General features: G+C 67.7%; 17 protein-coding genes and 2 tRNA genes. 14 read left to right on the top strand and 5 right to left on the bottom strand.

Annotated elements, in window-relative coordinates; all coding sequences use genetic code 11:
• The first annotated feature begins 105 nt into the window (after positions 1 to 105).
• The 10 genes from AAC979_RS10310 to AAC979_RS10265 all read left to right on the top strand — a co-directional run bounded on the left by AAC979_RS10310 (position 106) and on the right by AAC979_RS10265 (position 11,213).
• A tRNA-Leu gene (locus AAC979_RS10310) sits at positions 106 to 190 on the top strand.
• 130 nt (positions 191 to 320) lie between these two features.
• Complete coding sequence (tig, locus tag AAC979_RS10305; protein ID WP_371346736.1) at positions 321 to 1,676, top strand: trigger factor; 1,356 nt, start codon at positions 321 to 323, stop codon at positions 1,674 to 1,676.
• A gap of 152 nt (positions 1,677 to 1,828) precedes the next feature.
• The gene (clpP, locus tag AAC979_RS10300) at positions 1,829 to 2,461 is read left to right on the top strand and encodes an ATP-dependent Clp endopeptidase proteolytic subunit ClpP (RefSeq protein ID WP_371346735.1); all 633 of its coding nucleotides are present in this window, start codon (positions 1,829 to 1,831) and stop codon (positions 2,459 to 2,461) included.
• Positions 2,462 to 2,835: 374 nt separating this feature from the next.
• Complete coding sequence (clpX, locus tag AAC979_RS10295) at positions 2,836 to 4,107, top strand: ATP-dependent Clp protease ATP-binding subunit ClpX (RefSeq protein WP_371346734.1); 1,272 nt, start codon at positions 2,836 to 2,838, stop codon at positions 4,105 to 4,107.
• A 252-nt stretch (positions 4,108 to 4,359) separates the two neighbouring features.
• On the top strand, positions 4,360 to 6,798 hold the full coding sequence (gene lon / locus AAC979_RS10290) for an endopeptidase La (protein ID WP_371346733.1): 2,439 nt from the start codon (positions 4,360 to 4,362) through the stop codon (positions 6,796 to 6,798).
• 296 nt (positions 6,799 to 7,094) lie between these two features.
• The gene (locus AAC979_RS10285; protein ID WP_018386927.1) at positions 7,095 to 7,373 is read left to right on the top strand and encodes an HU family DNA-binding protein; all 279 of its coding nucleotides are present in this window, start codon (positions 7,095 to 7,097) and stop codon (positions 7,371 to 7,373) included.
• Between the two features lie 304 nt (positions 7,374 to 7,677).
• Positions 7,678 to 7,753, top strand: a tRNA-Val gene (locus tag AAC979_RS10280).
• 172 nt (positions 7,754 to 7,925) lie between these two features.
• Positions 7,926 to 9,626 carry a methyl-accepting chemotaxis protein gene (locus tag AAC979_RS10275; RefSeq protein ID WP_371346732.1) on the top strand — a complete coding sequence of 567 codons (1,701 nt, stop codon included), beginning with the start codon at positions 7,926 to 7,928 and terminating at the stop codon, positions 9,624 to 9,626.
• 163 nt (positions 9,627 to 9,789) lie between these two features.
• A complete protein-coding gene (locus AAC979_RS10270) occupies positions 9,790 to 10,461 on the top strand; it encodes an HAD-IA family hydrolase (protein WP_371346731.1) in 672 nt (223 codons plus the stop codon).
• A complete protein-coding gene (locus AAC979_RS10265) occupies positions 10,458 to 11,213 on the top strand; it encodes an ATP12 family chaperone protein (protein WP_371346730.1) in 756 nt (251 codons plus the stop codon). The genes AAC979_RS10270 and AAC979_RS10265 overlap by 4 nt, the downstream gene beginning before the upstream one ends.
• Before the next feature lie 59 nt (positions 11,214 to 11,272).
• On the opposite strand, the gene AAC979_RS10260 is transcribed toward AAC979_RS10265, so the two are convergent.
• The 3 genes from AAC979_RS10260 to AAC979_RS10250 all read right to left on the bottom strand — a co-directional run bounded on the left by AAC979_RS10260 (position 11,273) and on the right by AAC979_RS10250 (position 13,927).
• Positions 11,273 to 12,457 (bottom strand): acetate/propionate family kinase, encoded by a 1,185-nt coding sequence (locus tag AAC979_RS10260; RefSeq protein ID WP_371346729.1) that lies wholly within the window; start codon positions 12,455 to 12,457, stop codon positions 11,273 to 11,275.
• Positions 12,458 to 12,462: 5 nt separating this feature from the next.
• Positions 12,463 to 13,416 carry a phosphate acetyltransferase gene (locus AAC979_RS10255; RefSeq protein WP_371346728.1) on the bottom strand — a complete coding sequence of 318 codons (954 nt, stop codon included), beginning with the start codon at positions 13,414 to 13,416 and terminating at the stop codon, positions 12,463 to 12,465.
• Between the two features lie 133 nt (positions 13,417 to 13,549).
• Entirely contained in the window at positions 13,550 to 13,927 is a 378-nt protein-coding gene (locus tag AAC979_RS10250) for a RidA family protein (protein ID WP_371349038.1), read from the bottom strand.
• 186 nt (positions 13,928 to 14,113) lie between these two features.
• On the opposite strand from AAC979_RS10250, the gene AAC979_RS10245 reads away from it, so the two are divergent.
• Entirely contained in the window at positions 14,114 to 15,193 is a 1,080-nt protein-coding gene (locus AAC979_RS10245; protein WP_371346727.1) for an aldose epimerase family protein, read from the top strand.
• An 8-nt stretch (positions 15,194 to 15,201) separates the two neighbouring features.
• Here the strand turns inward: AAC979_RS10245 and AAC979_RS10240 are convergent, their stop codons facing one another.
• Positions 15,202 to 16,692 (bottom strand): carboxypeptidase M32, encoded by a 1,491-nt coding sequence (locus AAC979_RS10240; protein WP_371346726.1) that lies wholly within the window; start codon positions 16,690 to 16,692, stop codon positions 15,202 to 15,204.
• A 47-nt stretch (positions 16,693 to 16,739) separates the two neighbouring features.
• The gene (locus AAC979_RS10235; RefSeq protein ID WP_371346725.1) at positions 16,740 to 17,678 is read right to left on the bottom strand and encodes a hydrogen peroxide-inducible genes activator; all 939 of its coding nucleotides are present in this window, start codon (positions 17,676 to 17,678) and stop codon (positions 16,740 to 16,742) included.
• Positions 17,679 to 17,832: 154 nt separating this feature from the next.
• On the opposite strand from AAC979_RS10235, the gene katG reads away from it, so the two are divergent.
• The 3 genes from katG to AAC979_RS10220 all read left to right on the top strand — a co-directional run bounded on the left by katG (position 17,833) and on the right by AAC979_RS10220 (position 25,871).
• Complete coding sequence (gene katG, locus AAC979_RS10230) at positions 17,833 to 20,010, top strand: catalase/peroxidase HPI (RefSeq protein ID WP_371346724.1); 2,178 nt, start codon at positions 17,833 to 17,835, stop codon at positions 20,008 to 20,010.
• Between the two features lie 124 nt (positions 20,011 to 20,134).
• Positions 20,135 to 21,640 carry an FAD-dependent monooxygenase gene (locus AAC979_RS10225; protein ID WP_371346723.1) on the top strand — a complete coding sequence of 502 codons (1,506 nt, stop codon included), beginning with the start codon at positions 20,135 to 20,137 and terminating at the stop codon, positions 21,638 to 21,640.
• A gap of 472 nt (positions 21,641 to 22,112) precedes the next feature.
• Complete coding sequence (locus tag AAC979_RS10220) at positions 22,113 to 25,871, top strand: IPT/TIG domain-containing protein (protein WP_371346722.1); 3,759 nt, start codon at positions 22,113 to 22,115, stop codon at positions 25,869 to 25,871.
• The last annotated feature ends 36 nt before the right edge of the window (positions 25,872 to 25,907 follow it).

Here is a 25,907-nt window from a genome sequence, read left to right as displayed (position 1 = left end):
TGACCGTGTTATAAGCCCGCACCCGGCTGGCGGCGCCTTCTCGGGTGCGCGCCCATGTGCCCATGCGCGTCCTCGCGGACGACGTGGCGGGCGACAGGCGCAACCGCGGGCGTGGCGGAACTGGTAGACGCGCTGGATTTAGGTTCCAGTGGCGAGAGTCGTGGGGGTTCGAGTCCCTCCGCCCGCACCAGTGCCTTACCCTTGTCCGGTGCCGCCTTCCGACCCATTTGCACCGAGCGCGGCCGTCGGCGATCACGCGGCCACGCACACCGACATTCGAGAGCCCGCGCACGCGGCAAACTAGACGAAGGCCGATTAAAATGCAGGTCACCGAACTCCTCGCCGAAGGTCTCAAGCGCGAATATCGCGTGGTGCTGCCGGCCGCCGAACTCGACGCCAAGGCCAATGCGCGCCTGAGCGAACTCAAGGACAAGGTCCGCCTCAACGGCTTCCGTCCCGGCAAGGTGCCGGTCGCCCATCTCAAGCGCATGTATGGCAAGTCCGTGCTCGCCGAGGTGATCGACCAGGCGGTGAACGAGGCCAACACCAAGATCATCGAGGATAACGGCTTCAAGCTTGCCATGCAGCCCAAGGTGGAGCTGCCGCAGGACCAGGAGCAGGTGAACGAGGTCATCGAGGGCAAGGCCGACCTGTCCTTCACCGTGAACCTCGAAGTGCTGCCGGCGATCACGCTCGGAGACTTCAAGTCGATCACGCTGGACAAGCCGGTGCTCGCGGTCTCCGACGAGGAGGTCGAGGAGACCGTCAAGCGCATCGCCGATGCCAACCGCCCCTATGCCGCCAAGCCCGAAGGCACGGCCGAGAATGGCGACCGCGTCACCATCTCCTTCGTCGGCTCGATCGACGGCGAGAAGTTCGAGGGCGGCGCGGGCGAGGACGTGCCGCTGGTGCTCGGCTCCAACAGCTTCATCCCCGGCTTCGAGGAGCAGCTCGTCGGCATCAAGGAAGACGAGACCCGCACCGTCACCGTCACCTTCCCCGAGGCCTATCAGGCCGCTCATCTCGCCGGCAAGGAAGCCTCTTTCGAGGTGACGGCGAAGATGATCGAATCCCCGACCGAGATGGAAATCGGCGACGAGTTCGCCAAGACGCTGGGCATGGACAGCCTCGCCGCGCTCAAGGAGCAGGTGAAGAGCCGCATCGCCCAGGAGCACAACGCGCAGAGCCGCAACAAGGCCAAGCGCCGCCTGCTCGACGCGCTGGACGGCCTGCACCAGTTCGACGTGCCGCCGACCCTGGCGGAGCAGGAATTCGACGGCATCTGGGGCTCGGTCACGGCCGAGATGGAAGCCCAGAAGAAGAGCTTCGCCGATGAGGGCACCACCGAGGAGGCGGCCCGCGAGGATTACCGCAAGATCGCCGAGCGCCGCGTGCGCCTCGGCCTGGTGCTTGCGGAAATCGGTGAGAAGAACAACATCCAGGTCACCGACGACGAAGTGACCCGCGCCGTCGTCGAGCGCGCCCGGCAGTTCCCCGGGCAGGAGCAGCAGGTGTGGGAGTTCTACCGCAAGAACGCCCAGGCGCTGGCCAGCCTGCGCGCGCCGATCTTCGAGGAGAAGGTCGTCGACTACCTGCTCGAACTCGCCACCGTCAACGAAGTCCCCGTCACGCGCGAAGAGCTCTACGCCGAGGACGAGGACGAGAAGGCGGCCTGATGCCGGCGGAACTCGCGGAGTCGTGCACGGCGCGCGGCTCCGCCTCCCGCCGCCCAGGCACCGGCGGGCTGGTAGGGACGCGCTTTCCCTTTATTGTGGGGTAGGTGGATTCGCGGGCGGCGCAGGCGCGCCGTGCCGCCGAGGATCGAAATATGCGTGACCCTGTTGATACCTATATGAGCTACCTCGTGCCGATGGTGGTCGAGCAGACCAATCGCGGCGAGCGCTCCTACGACATTTATTCGCGGCTCCTGAAGGAGCGCATCATTTTCCTGACCGGACCGGTCGAGGACAGCATGGCGACGCTCATGGTCGCGCAGTTGCTGTTCCTCGAAGCGGAGAACCCGAAGAAGGAAATCTCGATGTACATCAACTCCCCGGGCGGGGTGGTGACATCGGGGCTGGCGATCTACGACACGATGCAGTTCATCAAGCCGGCGGTGTCGACGCTGTGCATCGGCCAGGCGGCCTCGATGGGTTCGCTGCTGCTGACCGCCGGCGAGAAAGACATGCGCTTCGCCCTGCCGAACGCCCGAATCATGGTGCACCAGCCCTCCGGCGGCTTCCAGGGCCAGGTGACGGACATCATGCTCCACGCCAAGGAGATCATGAGCCTCAAGCAGCGGCTCAACGAGATCTACGTGAAGCACACGGGTCAGGACATCAAGTCGGTGGAAGACGCGCTGGAGCGCGACAACTTCATGACCGCCGAGGTGGCCAAGTCCTTCGGGCTTATCGACAAAGTGATCGACAAGCGCCCGGATGAGGCCCCGGCCAAGCCGTGACGGGCATTTGCGCCGTGTTTCCGAACCCGGCGCGACTTCCTATATTGAGACCTGAGCCCGCGTCGAGATGAAGCGCGGGCTTGCATGCGTCGCGGTATCGCGCTTGCATGACATCAGCATGAAGTGTCGCCTGGAGGTGTGACGGGGGACGACAGGCAGGCGCTCCTTCCGCGAAGTCGGGGATGGAGCGAATGCCTTCTTGATCAGATCGCGGCCAGCGTGCTTGGCTGCGGTACGGAACAGGGACCCTTAAGTCGCTTCCTTTTGACGGCCTTTTCGAGCCGTCGCGTTTCTCCCCCCTGGAGGCCCGCGGCGGCCGCGGGACTGGGGCGGTTGCGGGCAATGCCTGAACCGCCGAGCGGACGGAGAGACGCATGAGCAAGGTTGGCGGCGGCGACAGCAAGAATACTCTTTACTGCTCGTTCTGCGGCAAGAGCCAGCACGAGGTCCGCAAACTCATTGCGGGACCGACCGTGTTCATCTGCGATGAATGCGTCGAGCTGTGCATGGACATCATCCGCGAGGAGAACAAATCCTCGCTGGTGAAGTCGCGCGACGGCATCCCGACCCCGAAGGAAATCTGCAAGGTCCTGGACGACTATGTGATCGGCCAGTTCCATGCCAAGCGCGTCCTCTCGGTGGCGGTGCATAACCACTACAAGCGCCTGAACCACGCGACCAAGCACGCCGGCGATGTCGAGCTGGCCAAGTCCAACATCATGCTGATCGGGCCGACGGGCTCGGGCAAGACGCTGCTGGCGCAGACGCTCGCCCGCATCCTCGACGTGCCCTTCACCATGGCGGACGCGACCACGCTGACGGAAGCGGGCTATGTCGGCGAGGATGTGGAGAACATCATCCTCAAGCTGCTGCAGTCGGCCGACTACAATGTCGAGCGGGCGCAGCGCGGCATCGTCTATATCGACGAGATCGACAAGATCAGCCGCAAGTCCGACAACCCCTCGATCACCCGCGACGTGTCGGGCGAGGGCGTGCAGCAGGCGCTCTTGAAGATCATGGAAGGCACGGTCGCTTCCGTGCCGCCGCAGGGCGGGCGCAAGCATCCGCAGCAGGAATTCCTGCAGGTGGACACGACCAACATCCTGTTCATCTGCGGTGGGGCCTTCGCCGGCCTCGACAAGATCATTTCCTCGCGCGGCAAGGGCACGTCCATCGGCTTCGGCGCGGTGGTGGCGGCACCTGAAGATCGCAAGCCGGGCGAAGTGTTCCGCGAGGTGGAGCCGGAAGACCTGCTGAAATACGGGCTGATCCCCGAATTCATCGGCCGTCTGCCGGTTATCGCCACGCTGGGCGACCTCGACGAGGCGGCGCTGAAGAAGATCCTCGCCGAGCCGAAGAACGCGCTGGTGAAGCAGTATCAGCGCCTGTTCGAGATGGAGAATGTCGAGCTGACCATTCATGAGGAAGCGCTGGGCGCCATTGCCCGCAAGGCCATCGAGCGCAAGACCGGCGCGCGCGGCCTGCGCTCGATCATGGAGGGCATTCTGCTCGACACGATGTTCGACCTGCCGGGCCTCGAAGGCGTGGAAGAGGTCGTCATCAGCAAAGAGGTCGTCGAGCAGAACGCACGTCCGCTCTACATCTATGCGGACCGCGCGGCCGGCGATGCGGGCGCGAGTGCGTAGTCGACCGGCGGTGGACAGGGCCGGGCCATCAGGTCCGGCCAGTGGCGCGGCCCGCTCCCTTGACGGGGGGCGGGGGCATCGCCATCTGAGCCTCAACCACCGGTCCTCGACCGCATCGACGTGCTCCGCGCGCCCGACGCAGCCCCCGCACAGAGATCAACGTTCGCGTTCCGGCCGCATCGCGGCGCGGTTCCTCCCGAGGACGGCTGTCCTCGGGTCCGGTCGCCTGCCGCCCAAAGAAAGGAAAGAGCCATGACGAGCCCCAAGCCTCGCACCGCGCTCACCCCGGGAGTGGCGCAGACCTTCCCGGTCCTGCCGCTGCGCGACATCGTCGTCTTCCCGCATATGATCGTGCCTCTGTTCGTCGGCCGCGAAAAGTCGATCCGCGCCCTCGAAGAGGTGATGCGCAACGACACCTTCATCCTGCTGGCGACGCAGGAGAACGCCTCGGACGACGATCCGGCGACCTCCTCCATCTACAAGATCGGCACGCTGGCCTCGGTGCTGCAATTGCTGAAGCTGCCGGACGGCACGGTGAAGGTGCTGGTCGAGGGCATTTCCCGCGCCAAGGTCAACCACTACACCGACCGCACCGATCTCTATGAGGCGGAAGCGCAGGCGCTGGAAGAAGAACTCGGCTCCAAGGTCGAGGCCGAGGCGCTCGGCCGCTCCGTGCTGGCCGAATTCGACAGCTATGTGAAGCTGAACAAGAAGGTTTCGCCGGAAGTCGTCGGCGTCGTCACCCAGATCGAGGATCACTCGAAGCTGGCCGACACCGTCGCCTCGCATCTCGCGGTGAAGATCCCCGAGAAGCAGGCTGTGCTGGAGATTCTCAAGGTCACCAGCCGGCTGGAGAAGGTGCTTTCGCTGATGGAAAGCGAAATCTCGGTCCTTCAGGTCGAGAAGCGCATCCGCACGCGCGTCAAGCGCCAGATGGAGAAGACGCAGCGCGAGTACTATCTCAACGAGCAGATGAAGGCGATCCAGAAGGAGCTGGGCGACGGCGAGGACGGCCGTGACGAGCTGGCCGAGCTGGAAGAGCGCATCAAGACCGTCAAGCTCTCCAAGGAAGCGCGCGAGAAGGCGACGCATGAGCTGAAGAAGCTGCGGCAGATGTCGCCCATGTCGGCGGAAGCCACCGTGGTGCGCAACTATCTCGACTGGCTGCTGTCGATCCCGTGGGGCAACCGCAGCAAGGTCAAGAAGGACCTGCCCTTCGCCCAGAACGTGCTCGACACCGATCATTTCGGCCTCGACAAGGTCAAGGACCGCATCGTCGAATATCTCGCCGTGCAGAGCCGCCAGAACAAGCTCACCGGGCCGATTCTGTGCCTGGTCGGCCCGCCCGGCGTCGGCAAGACCTCGCTCGCCAAGTCCATCGCCAAGGCGACGGGCCGTGAGTATGTGCGTGTCGCCCTCGGCGGCGTGCGCGACGAGGCGGAGATCCGTGGCCACCGCCGGACCTATATCGGCTCCATGCCCGGCAAGATCATCCAGTCCATGCGCAAGGCCAAGAAGGCCAACCCGCTGTTCCTGCTGGACGAAATCGACAAGATGGGCGCCGATTTCCGCGGCGACCCGTCCTCGGCCCTGCTTGAGGTGCTCGACCCCGAGCAGAACCACACCTTCGCCGACCACTATCTGGAAGTGGATTACGACCTCTCCAACGTGATGTTCGTGACCACCGCCAATACGCTGAACATCCCGCCGGCCCTTCTGGACCGGATGGAGGTGATCCGCATCGCCGGCTACACCGAGGACGAGAAGGTCGAGATCGCCCGCCGTCACCTCATCCCGCAGGCGCTGACCAAGCATGGTCTGCAGCCGAAGGAATGGTCGATCGACGACGAAGCCCTGCTCACCCTCGTGCGCCGCTACACCCGCGAAGCGGGCGTGCGTAACCTTGAGCGCGAGATTTCCAACCTCGCCCGCAAGGCGGTGAAGGACCTGATGCTGACCAAGAAGAAGACGGTCAAGATCACGGTCAAGCAGCTCGAGGAGTATCTCGGCGCGCCGAAATACCGCTATGGCGAAGCCGAGAGCGAGGATCAGGTCGGCGTCGTGACCGGCCTTGCCTGGACTGAGGTGGGCGGGGAAATCCTCACCATCGAAGGCGTCATGATGCCCGGCAAGGGCAAGATGACGGTGACGGGCAATCTGCGCGACGTGATGAAGGAATCGATCTCGGCGGCGGCGTCCTATGTCCGCTCGCGCGCGCTGGATTTCGGCATCGAGCCGCCGCTGTTCGACCGCCGCGACATCCACGTCCATGTGCCGGAGGGGGCCACCCCGAAGGATGGGCCGTCCGCCGGCGTCGCCATGGCCACGGTGCTCACTTCGGTGCTGACCGGCATCCCGATCCGCCGCGACGTCGCCATGACCGGCGAAGTCACGCTGCGCGGCCGGGTGCTGCCGATCGGCGGGCTGAAGGAGAAGCTGCTGGCGGCGCTGCGCGCCGGCATCAAGAAGGTTCTCATCCCCGAGGAGAACGCCAAGGATCTGGCGGAAATCCCGGACAATGTGAAGAACGCGCTTGAGGTCGTGCCGGTGTCGCGGATGGACGAGGTGCTGCAACACGCGCTTGTCCGCCAGCCCGAGGCGATCGTGTGGGAAGAGAAGGCGCTGGCGCCGGCCCCCGAGGTCGAGCCGGTGATCGGCCGCGACGAGATCGGGGTCATCGCCCCGCACTGAGCGCTTCGCCCGACACAGAATGGAAGCGGCGGTACCCGGCGGGTGCCGCCGCTTTCGTTTGCGCGGTGACGGCCCGATGGGCGGGTGTGAACCGGTCGTCGGCGCCCAAATTGCGGGCGTGGCAAACCGTCACAAATAGAGGTATAGAAATACGCCCGATCGCCTCGAAGTCGTGTATTTGTGCGGGTTTCTGGGTGGGAGCGCTTGCAATCGCCGCATTTTGGGGAAAGGGTGCCCGCCCGTCGTCGGTGCATGCGACCGACGATTCTTGTGCAATCAAGGGAAGGACCGGTCAAATGACCACGAAGAACGAACTCGTCGCCGCCGTGGCCGAGCAGGCCAAGCTGACGAAGGCTGCTGCGGCGGCCGCGGTCGACGCGACCTTCGATGCTATTGCCGCCTCGCTGAAGGCCGGCGAAGAAGTCAAGCTGATCGGCTTCGGCAGCTTCTCCGTCGTGACCCGCGCCGCGCGCGAAGGCCGCAACCCGCGCACCGGCAACCCGGTCAAGATCGAGGCCTCCAAGGCCCCGAAGTTCACGCCCGGCAAGGGCCTGAAGGAAACCGTCAACGGTTGATCGTCCAGGCCGCGCCCCCCGTGCCGGCACGGCGCGGGGTGTGGCGTGGCGACGAAGGCGCAGGCTCGCCGGCAGGACCGGCGGGCCGCGCCACGCCCGACAGCCCGATGCGGCGCGGGCGCCGGCGGTGGCGACGCGCCGCTTCCCCCTCATCCCGGATCGTCGTTGCAGGGGCCCCGGCGGGCGCCGCCGCCCGCATCCTCCGCCGCGCCGGAGGCGATGACGCGGGTCAAGACCCGTCGGTCATCTCGCCTCTTGCCGCTGGCCCCTATGGATGCTTAAACGCAGCCGGCAGCGGCCATGCGGGCGGTTAGCTCAGTTGGTAGAGCATCTCGTTTACACCGAGAGGGTCGGCGGTTCGAGCCCGTCACCGCCCACCACCGCGCCCGACGCCCCGTTCTCTCCACTCACCCGCGATACCCGGTTGGCGGGTAATCTCCACGACAGCTTCGCACAAGGCGGCGTTTCCATGGTGCCGCCGGAAGGTCTCGGTCGGCACCGCGCAGAGTCGCGCCCGGGCCGGGGCTGGGTTAGCTGTCCCGTGGAGCTCACATGTCGTTCAAGAATTTGCCGCTCATCGGCAAGATATCGGCGCTGCTACTGCTGCTGGCCGCCTTTGCGGCCGGGGGGGTGATTTTTGCCGGCACCCGCATGCAGGCGATCAGTGCCCAGTATCACGAGGCACTGATAGGCCCTGCCTCGGCCGCCCGGGCGCTGGCCCGTGCCAACCGCTTCACCGTCTATTTCAACCAGAGCGTCTACCAGTCCCTGTCCTCGCTGACCGAGGAAGACAATGAGGCGGCGGTCAACTCGCAGAAGGAGGCGATCGCCGGCTTCCATGAGCGCATGGCGGATGTGGCGGCCCAGGATCCCACGCAAGCCGAAGAGGTGAAGACGCTGGTGGCGAAGTTCGATCGGTTCGTCGGGGAGCAGTGCGGCGACGTTGTCGCGCGGGCCAATGCCTCGACCTCGGTCGCGGAAAATACCAGAACGCTGGCGGAATGGAACGCGCGCTGCATGCCGATCTCCAAGGCGCTGATCGCCGAGATTGCCGCCGACGTGAACAGGCAGGCGGAGGGCGTTTCGCGTCTTGCCGACGAGCTCAGCGAGGCTGCCGAGTCGACCGTCACCATGGTCTACAGCACGATGGCCGCGGGCCTGGTGCTGGTGTTCCTCCTGGCCTTCCTGGCGACGCGCTACGGCGTGGTGAAGCCGCTGGAGCGCCTGCGGGCCATTTTTGAAAGCCTCGCCCAGGGCGTGCTGAACGTCACCGTCGACGGCACCGAGCGCCGGGACGAGATCGGCGCCATGGCCCGCTCGGCGGATGTTCTGCGCAGCGCGCTGGTGGACGCCGAGAAGGCGCGCGAAGAGGCGAGGCAGGCCGAGAGCCACGCCGCCCAGCGCGTCGCGGCGCAGCGCCAGGCGATCGCCGACGAGTTCGAATCGAAGATGGGCACGCTCGCCAACGCGCTGGCCAATTCTTCCAGCGAAGTATCGGAAGCCGCGCGCAACCTCGCGGCCAGCGCCGAGGAAACCTCCCGTCAGGCGGCGGCGGTGGGCAGCGCCGCGGCTGAAGCCTCGGGCAGCGTGCAGACCGTGGCGGCGGCGACGGAGGAGCTCACCTCCTCGATCCGCGAGATCGGCAACCAGGTCAGCGGCGCCGCCGGGCGTGCGGTGAGCGGGGCGGAGGTGGTCAACCGTGCCGCCGGCGAAATCCGCGAACTCTCCGACGCCGCCGCCAAGATCGGCGAAGTCGTCAACCTCATCACCGACATCGCCGCCCAGACCAATCTCCTCGCGCTCAACGCCACCATCGAGGCGGCGCGTGCGGGCGAGGCCGGGCGCGGCTTCGCGGTGGTGGCGCAGGAAGTGAAGCAGCTCGCCGAGCAGACCGCCGGCGCCACCAAGGAAATCGGCCTCAAGGTCGCCGATATCCAGCAGGCGACCGGGCGCACGGTGGGCTCGATCGAGCACATCGTCTCCACCATCGCGCAGATCCGCGACGCGACGACCATGATCGCCAGCTCGGTCGAGCAGCAGGGCTCGGCGACGCAGGAGATCGCCGCCAACACCAACCAGGCCGCCAGCGGCACCGGCATGGTGAGCGAGAACATCGTCGGCGTCGGTCGCGCGGCGGAAATGACCGGCGCCGCCTCCGCCCAATTGACCTCGCTCTCCGGCTCGCTGGCGCATCAGGCCAGCGACCTGAAGCAGCAGGTGGGTGAGCTGGTGCGCAGCCTGCGGGCGGCCTGACCGTCCACACGCTCCCAGCCCCGCCGCGCGCCGCTTTCCAGCGGCGCGCGGTGCGTTTTGGGGCGAGGGGTTGACATCGCCGGCCGCTTCCCCGACTTCGACGGCTCTTCCGCGCGGCCGTGCCCGTTCCCCGTCGCGCGGTTCCAGCCGCGCGGTGGTTCCGATGAAACTCGTCCTGTTCGATTGCGACGGCACGCTGGTGGACAGCCAGCACGTCATCGTCGCCGCCATGGCCCGCGCCTTCGCCCGCGCGGAACTCGCCATGCCGCCGCGCGAGGTGGTGCTCGGCATTGTCGGCCTGTCGCTGGTGGAAGCGATGCAGCGGCTCGGCGAGGACGATCCGCGCTTTCCCGCCGAGCGGCTGGCCGGCCTCTACCGCGACGCCTTCCGCGAATTGCGCGCCGAGCCGGATTTCAGCGAGCCGATGTTCCCCGGCATGCGCGCCCTCATCGAGACGCTCTCTGCCCGCGACGACGTGCTGCTGGGCATCGCCACCGGCAAGTCGCAGCGCGGCGTGGCGGCGGTGCTGGCGCATCACCGGCTGGAGGGGCGGTTCGTCACCATCCAGACCGCCGACGACGCGCCGTCCAAGCCGCACCCGGCCATGGTGCTGCAGGCGATGGCCGCCACCGGCGCCGAGCCGATGGACACGGTGCTGATCGGCGATACCAGCTTCGACATGGTGATGGCCCGCGCCGCCGGCGCCCGCGCCATCGGCGTGAGCTGGGGCTATCACGCGCCGGCCCTGCTGACCCAGTCGGGCGCCGAGCGTCTGGCGGGGGATGCGGACGAGCTGCAACGGGCGATCGACGAACTCTGGGAGACGGTGGCGTGAGCGAAGGACCCCCCGAGGCCCCGCCGGCACCGGCCCGGCCGGGCTTTGCCGAGCGCAAGCCGCTGCCCAAGCGCTTCTACACCCGGGCCGAGGCCGCGCCGGTGGACGGGCTGTTCCGCGTGGAACTGGACGGCCGCCCGGTGCGCACGCCGGGCCGCCACCTCGTCGCCGTGCCGAGCGAGGCGCTGGCGCAGGCGCTGGCGCAGGAATGGCAGGCGCAGGGCGAGTTCATCGACCCGATGACCATGCCGATGACCCGGCTGGTGAACTCGGCGCTCGATGGCGTGGCGCCCAACATGGCGGAGGTCGGCGACGAGATCGTCCGCTATGCCGGCAGCGATTTGCTGTGCTACCGCACCGACAATCCGGCGCAGCTTGTGGCGCTGCACGCGCAGCTCTGGGACCCGGTGCTGGGGTGGGCGCGCGAGCGCTTCGGCGCCAGCTTCATGCTGAGCGAGGGCGTGGTGCATGTCGCCCAGCCGCCGCGTACGCTGGAACTGATCGCTGCCGCCCTGCCGGACGATCCGTTGCGCATGGCGGCGCTGAATCTGATGACGACGCTGAGCGGCTCGGCGCTGCTCGCCCTGGCGGTGGCGCACGGTCATCTCGACATGGTGCAGGCGTGGCGCGCCGCCCATGCGGATGAAGAGGTGCAGGAACAGCTCTGGGGCACCGATGCCGAGGCGCTGGCGCGCCGCGCCACGCGGTTTCGCGACTTCGAGGCCGCCGCGCGGCTCTACGCGCTGCTCTAACTCTCTGATTATCCGCAATTCCTGGCGCAAAACCGCAATGCACTTTTGCGGGGATTGCTCTAAGTGGGCCGCAGCAGGTTCAGCGTCGCCTGCGCGATCATCCGTTCCTCATCGGTGGGGATGACCAGCACATGCGGGCCGGCGCCGTCGGCGTCGATCCAGGTCTCGTTGGCCTTGTTCGCGCGATCGTCCAGCGCGACGCCCAGCAGGCCGAGCCGGGCGCAGATGCGCGCGCGCACCTCCGGCGCGTGCTCGCCAATGCCGGCGGTGAAGACCAGCGCGTCGAGCCCGTCCAGCGTCACCGCCAGCCGCGCCACCGCCTGCGCCACATGCAGGGTGAAATAGTCCACCGCCATCCGCGCGGCGGGCGCGTCGCTCGCCAGCAATTCGCGCATGTCGCTGGACAGGCCGGAGAGGCCCTTGAGGCCGCTGTCGTGATAGAGCATGTGGCCGACCTCGGCCGCGCTCATGCCCTTCTGCTCGATCAGATGCAGCACCACGCCGGGATCGAGCGCGCCGCAGCGTGTGCCCATGGGCAGGCCGTCCAGCGCGGTGAAGCTCATCGTCGCGTCCTGGCTGGCGCCGTCCAGGAGGCCGCAGGCCGAGGCGCCGGAGCCGAGATGGCAGATGACGACGCGCCCGCGCGCCAGTTCCGGCGCCAGTTCGCGCAGCGCGCCGGAAACATACTCATAGGACAGGCCGTGGAAGCCGTAGCGGCGCACGCCGTCGCGGTAGAGCGCCTCGGGCAGGGCGAAGCGGTCGCACACCTCAGGGTGGGAGCGGTGGAAGGCGGTGTCGAAGCAGGCGACCTGCGGCAGGTCCGGGCGGCGCTCGCGAATGGTGCGGATAGGGTCGAGATTGGTCAATTGGTGCAGCGGGGCGAGCGGGATGAAGCTCTCCAGCGTGCGCAGCACCTCGTCATTCACAATCTCGGGGTGGGTGTAGTGCGGCCCGCCATGCACCACGCGGTGGCCGACGCCGATGAGATCGAAGCCGTCGAGATGCGGCAGCACCCAGTCGCTGATGGCGTGCTGGGCTTCCGGTGCGGCGGCGATCTCCTGCGCCGGGAAGGTGCGGTCGACCAGCACCACGCCGGCCTCGTCCGTCGCGTGGAGGCGCGGGCGGGTGCCGATGCCGTCCAGCGCGCCGCCAAGGACCAGCGCAACGGCGCGGCCGGCGACGCGATAGAGCTTGAACTTGATGCTGGACGAGCCGGCATTGACGACGAAAATGGCCTGGCTCATCGCCTTCACCCTCCCAGCCCCGGCTGGCGCAGCCGCGCCTGCGCATACAGCACAGCCACCGCGCAGGAGGCGAGGCGGGTCTTCAGCGTGTCGGCGCGGCTGGTCAATATCACCGGCACCCGCGCGCCGAGCACCACGCCGGCGGCGTCCGCCCCGGCCATGAAGGTGAGGTTCTTCGCCAGCATGTTGCCGGCTTCAAGGTCCGGCGCGACGAGAATCTGCGCCCGGCCGGCGACGGGGGAGACGATGCCCTTGATGCGCGCGGCTTCCGGCGAGATGGCATTGTCGAGCGCCAGCGGCCCGTCGAGATCGCCGCCGGTGATCTGGCCGCGATCGGCCATCTTGCACAAGGCGGCGGCGTCGATGGTGCTGGGAATGGAGGTGGTGACGGTTTCCACCGCCGAGAGGATGGCGACGCGCGGCCGGCCGAGGCCGAGCCCGACATGCAGGTCGATGGCGTTCTGCACGATGTCGCGCTTGGCATCGAGATCGGGAAAGATGTTCACCGCCGCATCGGTGATGAACAGCGGCTCGGCATAGCTCGGCACATCCATGACGAAGACATGGCTGACGCGCCGCCCGGTGCGCAGGCCGGTGTCGCGGGCGGTGATGGCGGCGAGCATTTCATCGCTGTGCAGGCTGCCCTTCATCAGCAGGCTCGCGCGGCCCTCGCGCACCAGCTCCACCGCCCTGGCGGCGGAGGCGACGCTGTGCGGCGTGTCGAGGATCTCGATGCCGGCAAGGTCCAGCCCTTCCGCCTGTGCCACCGCCTCGATGCGGGCGGCGGGGCCGACGAGGATCGGCACGATGAAGCCAGCCGTGGCCGCGTCGAGCGCGCCCTGCAGCGACGCGGCATCGCACGGGTGCGCGACGGCGGTGGCCATCGCCTCCACCGTGCGGGCGCCGGCGATCAGGCGCTCATAGCTGCCGTGATCGGGGGGGAGAGTGGCCATGTCCATGTGCTCGCTCCATTGCGCCGCGCCGTTTCCGGGCGGACCATTGTCGCCGCCGCCGCTGACGGCCGGACGACACAGACCGGCTCGGGCTGCCGGCGTCCATGACCTCGCGCAAACGCCGCCGCGCGCCGCCGGTTCAGCCGGGACGGCGGGCGACGAGGTCGATTTCCACCAGCGCGTCGCGGGCGAGGCCGGTGACGCCGACACAGGTGCGTGCCGGCCGGCGATCCGCCGGGAAATAGGAGGCGTAGGCCGCGTTCATGGCGGGATAGTCGGCCTTGAAATCGGTGAGATAGACGCGCGCCTGCAGCACATGCGACAGGTCGAGCCCGATGCCGGCGAGCACAAGCACGAGATTGTCCATCACCCGGCGTGTCTGCGCCTCCACGCCCTCGGGCAGGGGGCGGGAATCATCGTCCGGCCAGGTCGGCATCTGGCCGGTGATGAAGACCCAGCCATCCGCCTCCACGGCATGGCTGAACGGGGCGACGGGGGTGGGGGCATCGGCTATCATGTGAAACTGCGCCAAGATCGCGTCTCCTGCGGGGGATCGGGTGCGCGAGCTTCCCCCGGCGACGGCGGCGCGGTCAATGCAGGAGGCGCGACGCGGTGCCAGGGGCTGGCATTCGGCGCGGCGCGGGACGACAATGCGCGTCCTGATAGCGGTGCCGGGCGTGCCCGGAGGGGTAGAGTAGCGAGCATGAGTTCCGAGGCCGGCCGTATCCTGCGCGAGACTTTTGGCACTCTGGCCGATGGAACCGAGATTCAGCGTTTCCGCCTGCTGGGCGAGGGCGGGCTGGAGGTTTCCGTTCTCGACCTCGGTGCCACCGTGCAGGCGCTGCATGTGCCCGACCGTTCGGGGCGCCGCGCCGACGTCGTGCTCGGCCATGACACGCCTCAGCCCTATGTGAGCGAGCCGCGTTTTTTCGGCGTGGCGGTGGGGCGCTATGCCAACCGCATTGCCGGCGGGCGGTTCACGCTGGATGGAACCGCCTATCGTGTGCCGGCTAATGATGGCGACCACGCGCTGCATGGCGGGCCGGAAGGCTTCGACCGGCGGCTGTGGCGGCTCGCCGAGCTTAGCGAAGGACCGGCGCCCTCGCTGCGCCTTGCCCTTACCAGTCCGGCGGGCGATCAGGGCTTTCCCGGCACGCTGGAGGCGAGCGTGACCTATACGCTGGGCGGAGAGGGGGAACTCACCATCGCCTTCGAGGCGACGACGGACGCGCCGACCCTCGTGAACCTGACCCATCACGGCTATTTCAACCTCGGCGGGGTGGAGGCCGGCGGCGATGTGCTCGACCATTTGCTGACCATCCATGCCGACGATTATCTGCCCGTGGACGCAGCGGCGATTCCGCTCGGCGGGCCGGAGAGCGTGGACGGCACGCCGTTCGATTTCTGCACGGCGCAGCGCATCGGTGCCCGCATCCGCCACGCCCATGAGCAAGTGCGGCGCGGGCGCGGCTATGACCATAATTACTGCCTCGAAGGCGGCACGACCGCGCGCCCGCGCCTCGCCGCCCGTGTCGAGCACCCCGCCTCCGGCCGGGTGATGGAGGTGCTGACCGATCAGCCGGGGCTGCAATTCTATTCCGGCAATTTCCTCGACGGTACCGCGCTCGGCAAACAGGGCCGGCTCTACCGCCAGGCGGACGGTTTCTGTCTGGAGCCGCAGGTCTGGCCGGACGCGCCGAACCGGGCGGATTACCCCTCCGCCCGGCTGGACCCCGGCCAGACCTATCGCCACGTCTCCATCTACCGCTTCTCCACCACCTGAGTGACGGCTCAGGCCGCGAGATAGCGCCGGGCGAGATGGGCCTTGAACACCCCGGCATCGAGCGGGCGGCCGGTGGCGCGGGTGAGGAGTTCATCCGTGTCGAGCAACGAGCCGAGCCCATGCACATGGGTGCGCAGCCAGCCGACCAGCGGGGCGAAATCGCCGCGCGAAATGGCCGGCAGCGTGTCCGCATCCGCCCGGCAGGCGGCGTCGAACAACTGGGCGGCGGCGATGGCGCCGAGCGTGTAGGTGGGGAAATAGCCCCAGCCGCCGCTCGGCCAGTGAATATCCTGCAGGCAGCCGAGCCGGTCATTGGGCGGGGTGACGCCGAGCAGTTGCTTCATCCCGGCATTCCATGCCGCCGGCAGCTCCGCGAGCGGGAGATCGTCGGCGATCATCGCCTTTTCCAGCCGGGTGCGCAGGATGACATGGGCGGGGTAGGTGACCTCGTCGGCATCGACGCGGATGAAGCCGCGCTCGATGCGGGTGTAGCGGCGCCACAGCGCCTCCGCCTCCCATTCCGGCCCCGTTCCGCCAAAGGCCGCGCGCATCAGCGGGGCGGCGAAGCCGAGAAATTCGCGCGACCGGCAGGCCTGCATCTCCATCAGCAGCGACTGGCTCTCATGCAGCACCATGCCGCGCGCCTGCCCGACCGGCTGGTTCATGTAAGCTGCCGGCCGCCCCTGCTCATAGAGCGCGTGGCCGGTCTCGTGGATCACGCCCATCAGCGCCTTGGCGAAATCGGCCTCGTCATAGCGGGTGGTGATGCGGACATCATGGTCGGCGCCGCCGCAGAAGGGATGGGTCGACACGTCGAGCCGGCCACGGTCGAAATCATAGCCCAGCGCCGTCATCATCCGCTGGCCGAGCCCGCGCTGCGCCTCCACCGCGAAGGGGCCGTCGAGCGGGCCGGGCGCGGGACGGCGGGCCTGCGCCGCCAGCGCTTCCTCGGTGAAGCCGGGCAGGAAGGCGGCGAGATCGTCGAACAGCGCGTCGATGCGCGCGGAACGCCCGCCGGGCTCATAATCGTTCAGCAGCGCGTCATAGGGCGAGAGGCCGAGCTTTTCGCCCTTGGCGGCGCCGGCCTCGCGCTGCAGCCGCAGCACTTCGGCGAGATAGGGCAACAAAGCGGGGAAGTCCGAGTCCGCCCGCGCCTGCCGCCACGCCATCTCGCAGGCGGAAATCGCCTTGCTGGAGGCTTCCACGAGATCGGCGGGGAGGGCGGTCTGCGCGGTGAAGACGCGGCGCATCTCGCGCAGATTGGCCCGCTCCCATTCGCCGAGCGCCGCATCCTCGCCCGCCGCGTCGAGCCAGTCGCCGAGGCGCTGGTCCACCGCCATCTCATGCTGCAGCACGCGCAGCAAAGCGAGGCTTTCCGCCCGGCTGGCGGCGGCGCCCTTCGGCATCATCGTGTCACTGTCCCATTGCAGGATGCCGACGGCGTTGGACATCGCGCTGATGCGGCCGAAATGGGCGGCGAGGGAGGCGTAGGCGGACATGGAAGCTCTCCGGCAGGTGGCGGCGCGGGCCGCGCTGCCTGCCTCTTCTAGCTGAGGTGCAAATCGGGCGGAACAGCGCTGGCGCCGGCCACGGCACCCGCAAGCCCCTCCGCGCCCACGATGAACGCCATCTGCTCGAAGGAGGCGGCGAGCGGGTTCGACTTGCGCCAGACCATGCCGATGGTGCGGGTGGGGCGTGGCGCCGCCAGCCGCGCCACCGAGACGGCGGCGGAGCGGGCCTCAATAGCCACCGCCATTTGCGGGATGAGCGTGACGCCAATGCCGGCACCGACCATCTGCACCAGCGTGGTCAGCGAACTGCCCTCCATCAGGTCGCGCGGCACTTGCGAGGACAGGTTGCAGAAGGACAGCGCCTGCTCGCGGAAACAGTGGCCTTCCTGCAGCAGCAGCAGCCGCATGGTGCGCAGCGTCTCTGAATTGGGCACCGGCAGGCCCGCCTCGCTGCGCGGACGCACGAGGACGAATTCCTCCTCGAACAGCGCATGCTCGGCCAGCGAGGGTTCGGAAACCGGCAGGGCGACGATGGCAGTGTCGAGCCGACCCTCCACCAACTCGTCCACCAGCCGCTGCGTCACCGCTTCGCGCGGCCGCAGGTCGAGCTCCGGGAAGCGTTCGCCCAGACGCTGCATCACGGCGGGCAGAAGATAGGGCGCGACGGTGGGGATGACACCGATGCGCAGCCGGCCGGCCAGCGGGCTGTGCGAGGCGCGGGCAAGGTCGCTCAGTTCGTCCACCGCCCGCAAGATGCCGCGCGCCCGGGCGGCGAAATCCTCGCCGAGACGGGTGAGGCGGATCTGCCGCGCGCCACGCTCGACCAGCGGCGCGCCGAGGATTTCCTCCAACTCCTTCACCTGCAGCGACAGCGCCGGCTGGGAGATGGCGCACGCCTCCGCCGCCCGGCCGAAATGCCCGTGCTGGGCCAGCGCCTCGAAATAGCGCAGATGCCGCATGGAAATGTCTGTCATAAGTCGAGTTTATCGTTGCAATTAGAAAATGCAAATTTTCATTATCCCCGGCCTACGATAAGACCTCTTCCAATTCCAAACGCCTCTCGCGCGCCCGCGCCCGGGACAGCGTCGGCGCATAGTCGCCGGCACGCCCTCACGATCGGAGACTGCAATGGACGACATCACCAACAGGCCGGCCGGCAAGTGCCCCGTCATGCACGGCGCCATCACCGAAACCGGCACGTCGAACATGGATTGGTGGCCGAAGGCGCTGAACCTCGACATTCTCAGCCAGCACGACACCAAGACCGATCCGCTCGGCAAGGACTTCAATTACCGCGAGCAGGTGAAGACGCTCGATTTCGACGCGCTGAAGGCCGATATGCGCGCGCTGATGACCGACAGCCAGGAATGGTGGCCGGCGGACTGGGGCCATTATGGCGGGCTGATGATCCGCATGTCCTGGCACGCGGCGGGCTCCTACCGCCTCGCCGACGGGCGCGGCGGCGGCGGCACCGGCGACCAGCGTTTCGCCCCGCTCAATTCCTGGCCGGACAATGTGAGCCTCGACAAGGCCCGCCGCCTGCTGTGGCCGATCAAGAAGAAGTACGGCAACAAGGTGAGCTGGGCCGACCTGATCGTGCTCGCCGGCACCATCGCCTATGAGACCATGGGGCTGAAGACCTTCGGCTTCGGCTTCGGCCGCGCCGATGTGTGGCACCCGTCCAAGGACACCTATTGGGGTTCCGAGCGCGAGTGGCTGGCGCCGAGCGACAACCGCTACACCGATGTGAACGACCCCTCGACGATGGAGAACCCGCTCGCCGCCGTGCAGATGGGCCTCATCTACGTCAACCCGGAAGGCGTGAACGGCAAGCCGGACCCGCTGAAGACCGCCGCGCAGGTGCGCGAGACCTTCGCCCGCATGGCGATGAACGATGAAGAGACCGCCGCGCTCACCGCCGGTGGCCACACCGTCGGCAAGACCCATGGCAATGGCGACGCCAAGGCGCTCGGTCCCAACCCGGAAGCCGCCGCGCTGGAAGACCAGGGCATGGGCTGGTCCAACCCGAACCAGAACGGCCTCGCCAGCCGCGCCGTCACCTCCGGCCTCGAAGGCGCCTGGACCACCCATCCGACACAGTTCGACATGGGCTTCTTCGAGATGCTGTTCGGCCATGAATGGGAACTGCGCAAGAGCCCGGCCGGTGCCTGGCAGTGGGAGCCGATCGACATTCGGGAAGAGGACAAGCCGGTCGACGCCAGCGACCCCTCGATCCGCCACAACCCGATGATGACCGACGCCGACATGGCGATGAAGGTCGATCCCGTTTACAACGCGATCTGCCAGAAGTTCATGGCCGATCCCGAGTACTTCAAGGACACCTTCGCCCGCGCCTGGTTCAAGCTGACCCATCGCGACATGGGCCCGAAGGTCCGCTATATCGGCCCGGACGTGCCGGCTGAAGACCTGATCTGGCAGGACCCCGTTCCCGTCGGCCCCACCGACTATGACGTGACGGCGGTGAAGGCCAAGATCATCAATGCCGGCCTCACCATCAGCGAACTGGTCAGCACCGCCTGGGACAGCGCCCGCACCTATCGCGGCTCCGACATGCGCGGCGGCGCCAATGGCGCGCGCATCCGCCTCGCCCCGCAGAAGGACTGGGAAGGCAACGAGCCCGCCCGCCTCGCCAAGGTGCTCGGCGTGCTGGAAGGCATCGCCGCCGAGACCGGCGCCAGCCTCGCGGACGTGATCGTGCTCGGCGGCAATGTCGGCATCGAGCTGGCGGCGAAGGCGGCCGGCCATGATGTCACCGTGCCGTTCGCGCCCGGTCGCGGCGACGCTACCGACGCCCAGACCGATGCGGCGTCGTTCAGCGTGCTGGAGCCGCTGCATGACGGCTACCGCAACTGGCTGAAGAAGGACTATGTCGTCACGCCTGAGGAAATGCTGCTCGACCGCACCCAGCTCATGGGGCTCACCGCGCCTGAGATGACCGTGCTCGTCGGCGGCCTGCGCGTGCTCGGCACCAACCATGGCGGCAGCAAGCACGGCGTGTTCACCGCCCGCGAAGGCGCGCTGACCAACGACTTCTTCGTCAACCTGACCGACATGGCCTACACATGGACCTCGATCGGCAACGGCCTCTATGAGCTGCGCGACCGCAAGACCGGCGCGGCGAAATGGACCGCGACGCGCGTCGACCTCGTCTTCGGCTCGAACTCGATCCTGCGCGCCTATGCCGAGGTCTACGCCCAGGACGACGCGCAGGAGAAGTTCCTGAGCGATTTCGTCGCCGCCTGGACCAAGGTGATGAACGCCGACCGCTTCGACCTCGCGGCGTGATCTGACACCTACCCCTATCACCCTTCCCGCTGCAGGCGGGGAGGGCCCCGGCAAGGCCCGTTGCGCCCCGCGCGGCGGGCCTTTACTTTTGGCGCGCGCGCCGCGCAGCCCGGGGGGAATGTGCATGACCGACCGCCTTCCCGATCCCGTCCTCATTGCCGGCGGCGGCCCGGTCGGGCTGGTCGCGGCGCTGGAACTCGCCCGCTATGGCGTGCCGGTGCGGCTGGTCGATCCCATGACCGCGCGTGCCACCACCTCGCGCGCGGTGGCGATCTGGCCGCGCTCGCTCGAACTGCTGGAGCACGCCGGCAACGGCCTCTCCGCCGAACTTGTCGGCCTCGGCAACCGGGTGACGGCGGCGCATATGCTCGCCGACCGCCAGCCGCTCGCCCGCGTGCCGCTCACCGAGGTCGAGACGCCCTATCCCTTCGTGCTGATGTTGCCGCAGAGCGAGACCGAGCGGGTTCTGCTGGCGCATCTGCAGCGGCGCGGCGTCACCTGCGAACTCGGCGTAGGGGTGGCGGACTTCACCCAGGACGATTCCGGCGTGAGCGCCACGCTGCGCTATGGCGACGGGCGGGAGGAGCATGGGCGCTTTTCCGCCCTCATCGCCTGCGACGGCGCCCACAGCCCGGTGCGCCACCGGCTCGGGCTGTCTTTTTCGGGCGAGACGCTCGGCAGCGACTGGGCGCAGGGCGATTTCCACCTCACCGGAATGGCGTTCCCGGTCGATGAATTCGTCATGTGCCTGAATGCGGAAGGCCCGCTGGTGCTGTTCCCGCTGGCGCCGGGCCGCTACCGCGTGATTGTCGGCCTCGGGGCGTCCACGGCCGCCGCGCCGCCGCCGCCGCCCGACATGGCGGGCTTCCAGGCGCTGCTGGACCGGCGCGGGCCGGGCGGCATCACCCTCACCGAGCCGCTGTGGACCACCTCCTTCCGCATCAATGAGCGGCAGGTCGAGAGCTACCGGGTCGGCCGCGTCTTCCTGGCCGGCGACGCTGCCCATGTGCACAGCCCGGCCGGCGGGCAGGGCATGAACACCGGTATGCAGGACGCGGTCAATCTCGCCTGGAAGCTGGCCCTTGTGCTGCGCGGCCTCGCCACCGCGTCGCCGCTGCTCGACAGCTATGATCCCGAAAGGCGGGCGGTGGGCGCGCAGGTGATCGCCATGTCCGGCCGGATGATCCGGCTCGGAACGCTGACGAATCCGCTGGCGCGACAATTGCGCAACGTCGTCATGCCGTTCCTGCTCGGCCTTGCGCCGGTGCGGCACGCGCTGGCGGGCGAGCTGACGGAAACCACGACGCACTACCCCGAAAGCCCGCTGAACGGGCCTTCCTGGGAGGCGGGTGGCCGCGCCGGCACCCGCGTGGCGCCGCGCGAGGGGGAGACGCCCTATGGCGCCGGCGACACCCCACGCTTCACGTTGCGCGTCGGAGAGGGCGTCGGCGCGCCGCCGCCGGAACTCGACCACGGCCTGCTCTCCTCGCTGATCGACCCCGCGCTACGCCCGAACCCGGTGGCGGGCGGCATCGAACTGGTGCGCCCGGACGGCTATCTCGCGCTGGCCGTGGCCGAGGGGGAATGGGAGAAGGTGGTGGCCTATCTCCGTGGGCTCTCCGCCGCCTGATCCCCGCTCCTAGACCTGTGGTTGAAATCGCGATGGCGTGACGGTATCATTAAACTGCTGAATCCTGCGCCATCAGTGTCTGGCAGATCCTCCGGGGGGGGGTATGGACAAAAATGAGATCAATGCCCGGCCATCCGAGAGCGTGGCCGCGAAGAGGCCCTGGGTGCGGCCGGTATTGACTGTTGTGGCGATGCCCCCCGTCACGCGGGAAGGCCCCAGCGCGGTCGACGCCGACGCTGAGAATTCTGGCAGCTAAAGCCAGAGCGTTTTCGAGCGACGTGGATACCGGTTCGCGTGAAGAAAACCCGACACAAAGAATGAGGCTTGTTGCGGCAATCCTGACGTGTTTCCTCCGTTGACGACAACCTGCTCGGAGGTATCATAGGAAGTTGATTGGGGCTGGCATAGGCAGGCTCTGCAACTGCCTGTTTTGCCTTTCCCCAGCGCACTCCGAGTGCAGGACGCCATCGCCATGGAGCCCTATATCGGCGCGGTCAGCATGTTCCCCATGCCGCCGGGCACGGGCTGGTTCCCCTGCGATGGCCGCCAACTCTCCATTCAGCGATACCCGGCACTCTATGCGGTCATTGGGACCACCTATGGCGGCGATGGAAAGCTGACCTTCAATATTCCGGATCTGCGCGGCCGGGCCGTGATCGGTGCCGGCGCCGACAAGGATATCGCGCTCGGCCATGCCGGCGGTACGGAAATGGTGGTCCTCAGCGCCGGCCAGCTTCCTCAGCATACGCATAAGGTCCGGTTCTCGCCCAATGACGGCACCGGCCAATCGGGCAAGGGGAGGCTGCCGGCAAGGTCAATGCCGGACAAGGACGGTGTGTCGGCCAAGCTATATGCGGAGGTGCAGAGCAATTCGGTGACGACGGCGCTCGCCCCGGAAACGGTGGTCCCCACAGGCAGCAGTGCGCCGCACAACAATCTGCAACCGTCCTTTGTCATCGGCTATTACATAGCCCACGTCGGCTTGTTTCCTCCGAGGCAACCCGACGGCGAGGCGCCGGTCGATCCGCCTTCCCCCGATGGGGCGGCCCCGAGGCCGGGGACGGCCCGGCCGAAAGGCTCCACCGTCGCAGCTTTTACAGGCGAAATTCGAATTCTCGCCGGGCTGCCGACCCAAACTCCTAACGGATGGGTGCTCTGCGACGGGGCTGAACTGAAAATCAGTGATCAGCAGGTGCTTTATTCGCTGATCGGCAACATGTTCGGCGGAAAAGCGCCATCGACATTCCGTGTGCCGGATCTGCGCGGCCGTATTACCGTCGGCCTCGGAAACGGACCTGGCCTCACGCCCCGGCACACTATCGGCCAGACCTTCGGCGATGCGACCGTACAGTTGGGCCCCGGGCAAATGCCGGCCCACACACATGCCTTCAATGTGCTGAAGCAGGAAGCCACGCTGACCACACCGAAGCCCGGCGTGATGTATGCGGCGTCGCCGGACTGCCTTTTCTATCAGGCCCCCACAACCGCGGCTACCACCCAGGTTTCCTTCGATGCCCGGACCGTGAGCGTGCCCGACAAGGAAAGCGGCATGCACAACAACCTGATGCCGTCCGTGGCGATGTATTACATGATCTGCCTCAACGGCCTCTATCCTCCGCTGGAAGAGGTGCCGAGACTGAACGGCATCTCCCCGAACTCGGGTCCGCCGGTGCCGCCGGTGCCGCCGGTGCCGCCGGCGCTGCCGGGCGGCGAGGAAGGGCCCCTGCAGATCACGCTGAACGGAATGAACCTCACGCAGCCGGGCACCAGCTCCGTCGTCACGTTCGGCAGCGTTAAGGCGACCATTGTCAGTGCCAACGAAAACGCGCTGGTCGTTCAATGCCCCCCTGGCAATGGTACGGTCACGGTCACGGTGACGACCTCGAAGGGCGTCACCGAGCCCAATTGGGGCTGTCAGTTCAGCTATGTCCCTTCGGTCACCGCCCTGTACCCTGCCGTCGGATCGTCCGCTGGTGGCGGTCGCGTCACCATCAAGGGCGTGGGGTTCGCGGGCGCCACCAGCGTGATGTTCGGCCAACTGCCGGCAAACGGCTTCCAGGTGGTCGACGGCGAGACCATTTTCGCCACCGCTCCCGCGCAGAGTGACGGCATCGCCAGCGTCAATGTCACCGTCACCACATCCGGCCAGACCTCGGCGGTGACATCCGCCTGCGTCTTCACCATTACCTCGCTCTTCATCGAGGTGAACCCCGGCTATGGACCTGCGGCGGGCGGCAACACGGTGACGCTGACCGGCACCAATTTTGACCTTGAATCGACCAATTACGTCGTCTGGTTCGGCGATGTGAAGGCGTCTAGCTGGACGGTGGTCAACACGACGACGATCACCGCGGTCGCGCCGGCCGGCGTCGGGCAGGTCGAGGTGAGTGTCGAGAGCCTGCTGAGCGGCACGCGCAGCCCGGCGGTCCGTTATGTCTATGCCGCCATCGTCTCGCAATTCAGCCCGACCTACGGGCCCTCGACGGGCGGCACCGCGGTGAGCATCAGCGGGGTCAATTTCGATCCCGCCTCGAAAGTGCTGTTCGGCACGACCAGTGTCACCCCCACGCGGACGACATCGACGTCGATCGCCGTCACCTCGCCGCCCGGGACGGGCGTGGCGGCGCTCAGCGTCACCGGGCCGGGCGGCCCGAGCATCAGCGCGGGATCGCTGCCGCTCTACAGCTATCTCCCGCAACTGGACCGCCTCTACCCGTCGGTCGGCCAGCCGGACGGCGATTCGTCCGTCACGTTGTACGGTCGCAATTTCACCGCTGACGCGACCGTGCGGTTCGGCGACCAGATGGTCGCGGCCTCCGATATCACCGACACAAGCCTGGTCGTCACCGCGCCGACCGGCATAGGCGGTGCGGCCTACGAGGTGGCGGTCATCACCGGGGGCGGCACCAGCGGGCCACGGCCCTACACCTATTGCACCGTCGGCATTGCCGGCCTGGAACCGGCCGCAGGGCCGGCGGGCACCTCGGTGACGATCACCGGCGTCGGGTTCGGCGCGGCCCCGTCGGTGCTGTTCGGCACGGTGGCGGCGGCGAATGTCTCCGTCAACAGTTCGGGCACCGAGATTGTCTGCGTCGCTCCCGCCGGCATCGCAGGCGCCGTCAACGTGTCGGTCAGGGCAGGCGGAGCGGTCAGTCCGGCGAACGACGCCAGCCGCTACAGCTTTGCGCCGGTGGTCCACGCACTCTCCCGCGATACCGGGAAGCCTCTGACGCAGGTCACCCTCACCGGCGAGGGCTTCGTCGCCCAGCCGGCGACGGGGTCGCAGATGCGGGTGAGTTTCGGAGCCCTGTCTGCCACGCAGATCGGCGTCTCGACCGCCACCTCCGTCACCGTGGCAGCGCCGGTCAATCTCGGCCGGGTGCCGGTGGTGGTTCACACCCCCGGCGGCCAAAGCAACGAGATGATCTTCACCTATGTGCCCGCCGTGCTGTCGATCACGCCGAGCTTCGGGACGCAGGGCGCGGTGGTCCGGCTCGTCGGTGCGGGCCTGAGCGAAGACGGCGCGCCCGTCGTCCCTCTCAGCGTCACCTTCGGCGCCGCCGCCTCGCCCGCTTTCTGGAGCGGTGGTTCGCAGAGCGTGTGGGCCCAGGTGCCGGCAGGAAAGGGCACGGTGCCGGTCATTCTGAAGACCGCTGCCGGCAGCACCGGCACTTGGAGCGGCGCGCTCTTCTATTATGCGCCGGTGGTCACCTCGGTCTCGCCTGGCGGCGGCCCTGCGGCGGGGGGCACCACGGTCACGATCCGCGGGAGCGGCTTCACCGGGGCGACGGCCGTGCTGTTCAATCTCGACAAGGGCCTCGGTCTCAACGTGATCAGCGACACCGAGCTTAGCGTCACCACCCCTCCGGGACTCGGCAAGGCGGAGGTGTCGGTCCAGTTGCCGCATGCGGCGAGTGGGCCGCATGTGGGAAGCAGCTTCATTTTCGGGCCGACGATCGACGGCATCGACCCGCCTTCTCTCAGCATAAGCCAGTCGGATCGGGTGTTCATTTACGGCGAGGGGTTGGGCGACATCGTGTCGATCGACTTCGGCGGCGTGATCTATCGGTCTTCATCGCAAGGCGTGTGGTGGACGCACGACAGCATGGATCCGACGCGGGCGCTGACCGTCATGCTGACCCCCGAGGGCCACGTTGCCGGCACCTCGCAGGTCACCATCACCACGATTTATGGCACGAGCCCGCCCGTGAACTTCACCTGGACAAGTTGAACAGCAGAGACCCGGCGCGTCCGGAAGCCGCCGGAC

The sequence above is a fragment of the Ancylobacter sp. IITR112 genome, from assembly GCF_041415945.1.
GTDB lineage: Bacteria > Pseudomonadota > Alphaproteobacteria > Rhizobiales > Xanthobacteraceae > Ancylobacter.
This window is presented reverse-complemented; position numbering and strand designations above follow the sequence as displayed.

Coding starts and splice junctions, on each gene's coding strand:
- AAC979_RS10225 (WP_371346723.1), top strand. CDS start 20,135: ATGACCGACCGCCTTCCCGATCCCGTCCTCATTGCCGGCGGCGGCCCG.
- clpX (WP_371346734.1), top strand. CDS start 2,836: ATGAGCAAGGTTGGCGGCGGCGACAGCAAGAATACTCTTTACTGCTCG.
- AAC979_RS10255 (WP_371346728.1), bottom strand. CDS start 13,416: ATGGACATGGCCACTCTCCCCCCCGATCACGGCAGCTATGAGCGCCTG.
- lon (WP_371346733.1), top strand. CDS start 4,360: ATGACGAGCCCCAAGCCTCGCACCGCGCTCACCCCGGGAGTGGCGCAG.
- AAC979_RS10220 (WP_371346722.1), top strand. CDS start 22,113: ATGGAGCCCTATATCGGCGCGGTCAGCATGTTCCCCATGCCGCCGGGC.
- AAC979_RS10285 (WP_018386927.1), top strand. CDS start 7,095: ATGACCACGAAGAACGAACTCGTCGCCGCCGTGGCCGAGCAGGCCAAG.
- AAC979_RS10235 (WP_371346725.1), bottom strand. CDS start 17,678: ATGACAGACATTTCCATGCGGCATCTGCGCTATTTCGAGGCGCTGGCC.
- tig (WP_371346736.1), top strand. CDS start 321: ATGCAGGTCACCGAACTCCTCGCCGAAGGTCTCAAGCGCGAATATCGC.
- AAC979_RS10240 (WP_371346726.1), bottom strand. CDS start 16,692: ATGTCCGCCTACGCCTCCCTCGCCGCCCATTTCGGCCGCATCAGCGCG.
- AAC979_RS10260 (WP_371346729.1), bottom strand. CDS start 12,457: ATGAGCCAGGCCATTTTCGTCGTCAATGCCGGCTCGTCCAGCATCAAG.
- AAC979_RS10245 (WP_371346727.1), top strand. CDS start 14,114: ATGAGTTCCGAGGCCGGCCGTATCCTGCGCGAGACTTTTGGCACTCTG.
- katG (WP_371346724.1), top strand. CDS start 17,833: ATGGACGACATCACCAACAGGCCGGCCGGCAAGTGCCCCGTCATGCAC.
- AAC979_RS10270 (WP_371346731.1), top strand. CDS start 9,790: ATGAAACTCGTCCTGTTCGATTGCGACGGCACGCTGGTGGACAGCCAG.
- AAC979_RS10250 (WP_371349038.1), bottom strand. CDS start 13,927: ATGATAGCCGATGCCCCCACCCCCGTCGCCCCGTTCAGCCATGCCGTG.
- clpP (WP_371346735.1), top strand. CDS start 1,829: ATGCGTGACCCTGTTGATACCTATATGAGCTACCTCGTGCCGATGGTG.
- AAC979_RS10275 (WP_371346732.1), top strand. CDS start 7,926: ATGTCGTTCAAGAATTTGCCGCTCATCGGCAAGATATCGGCGCTGCTA.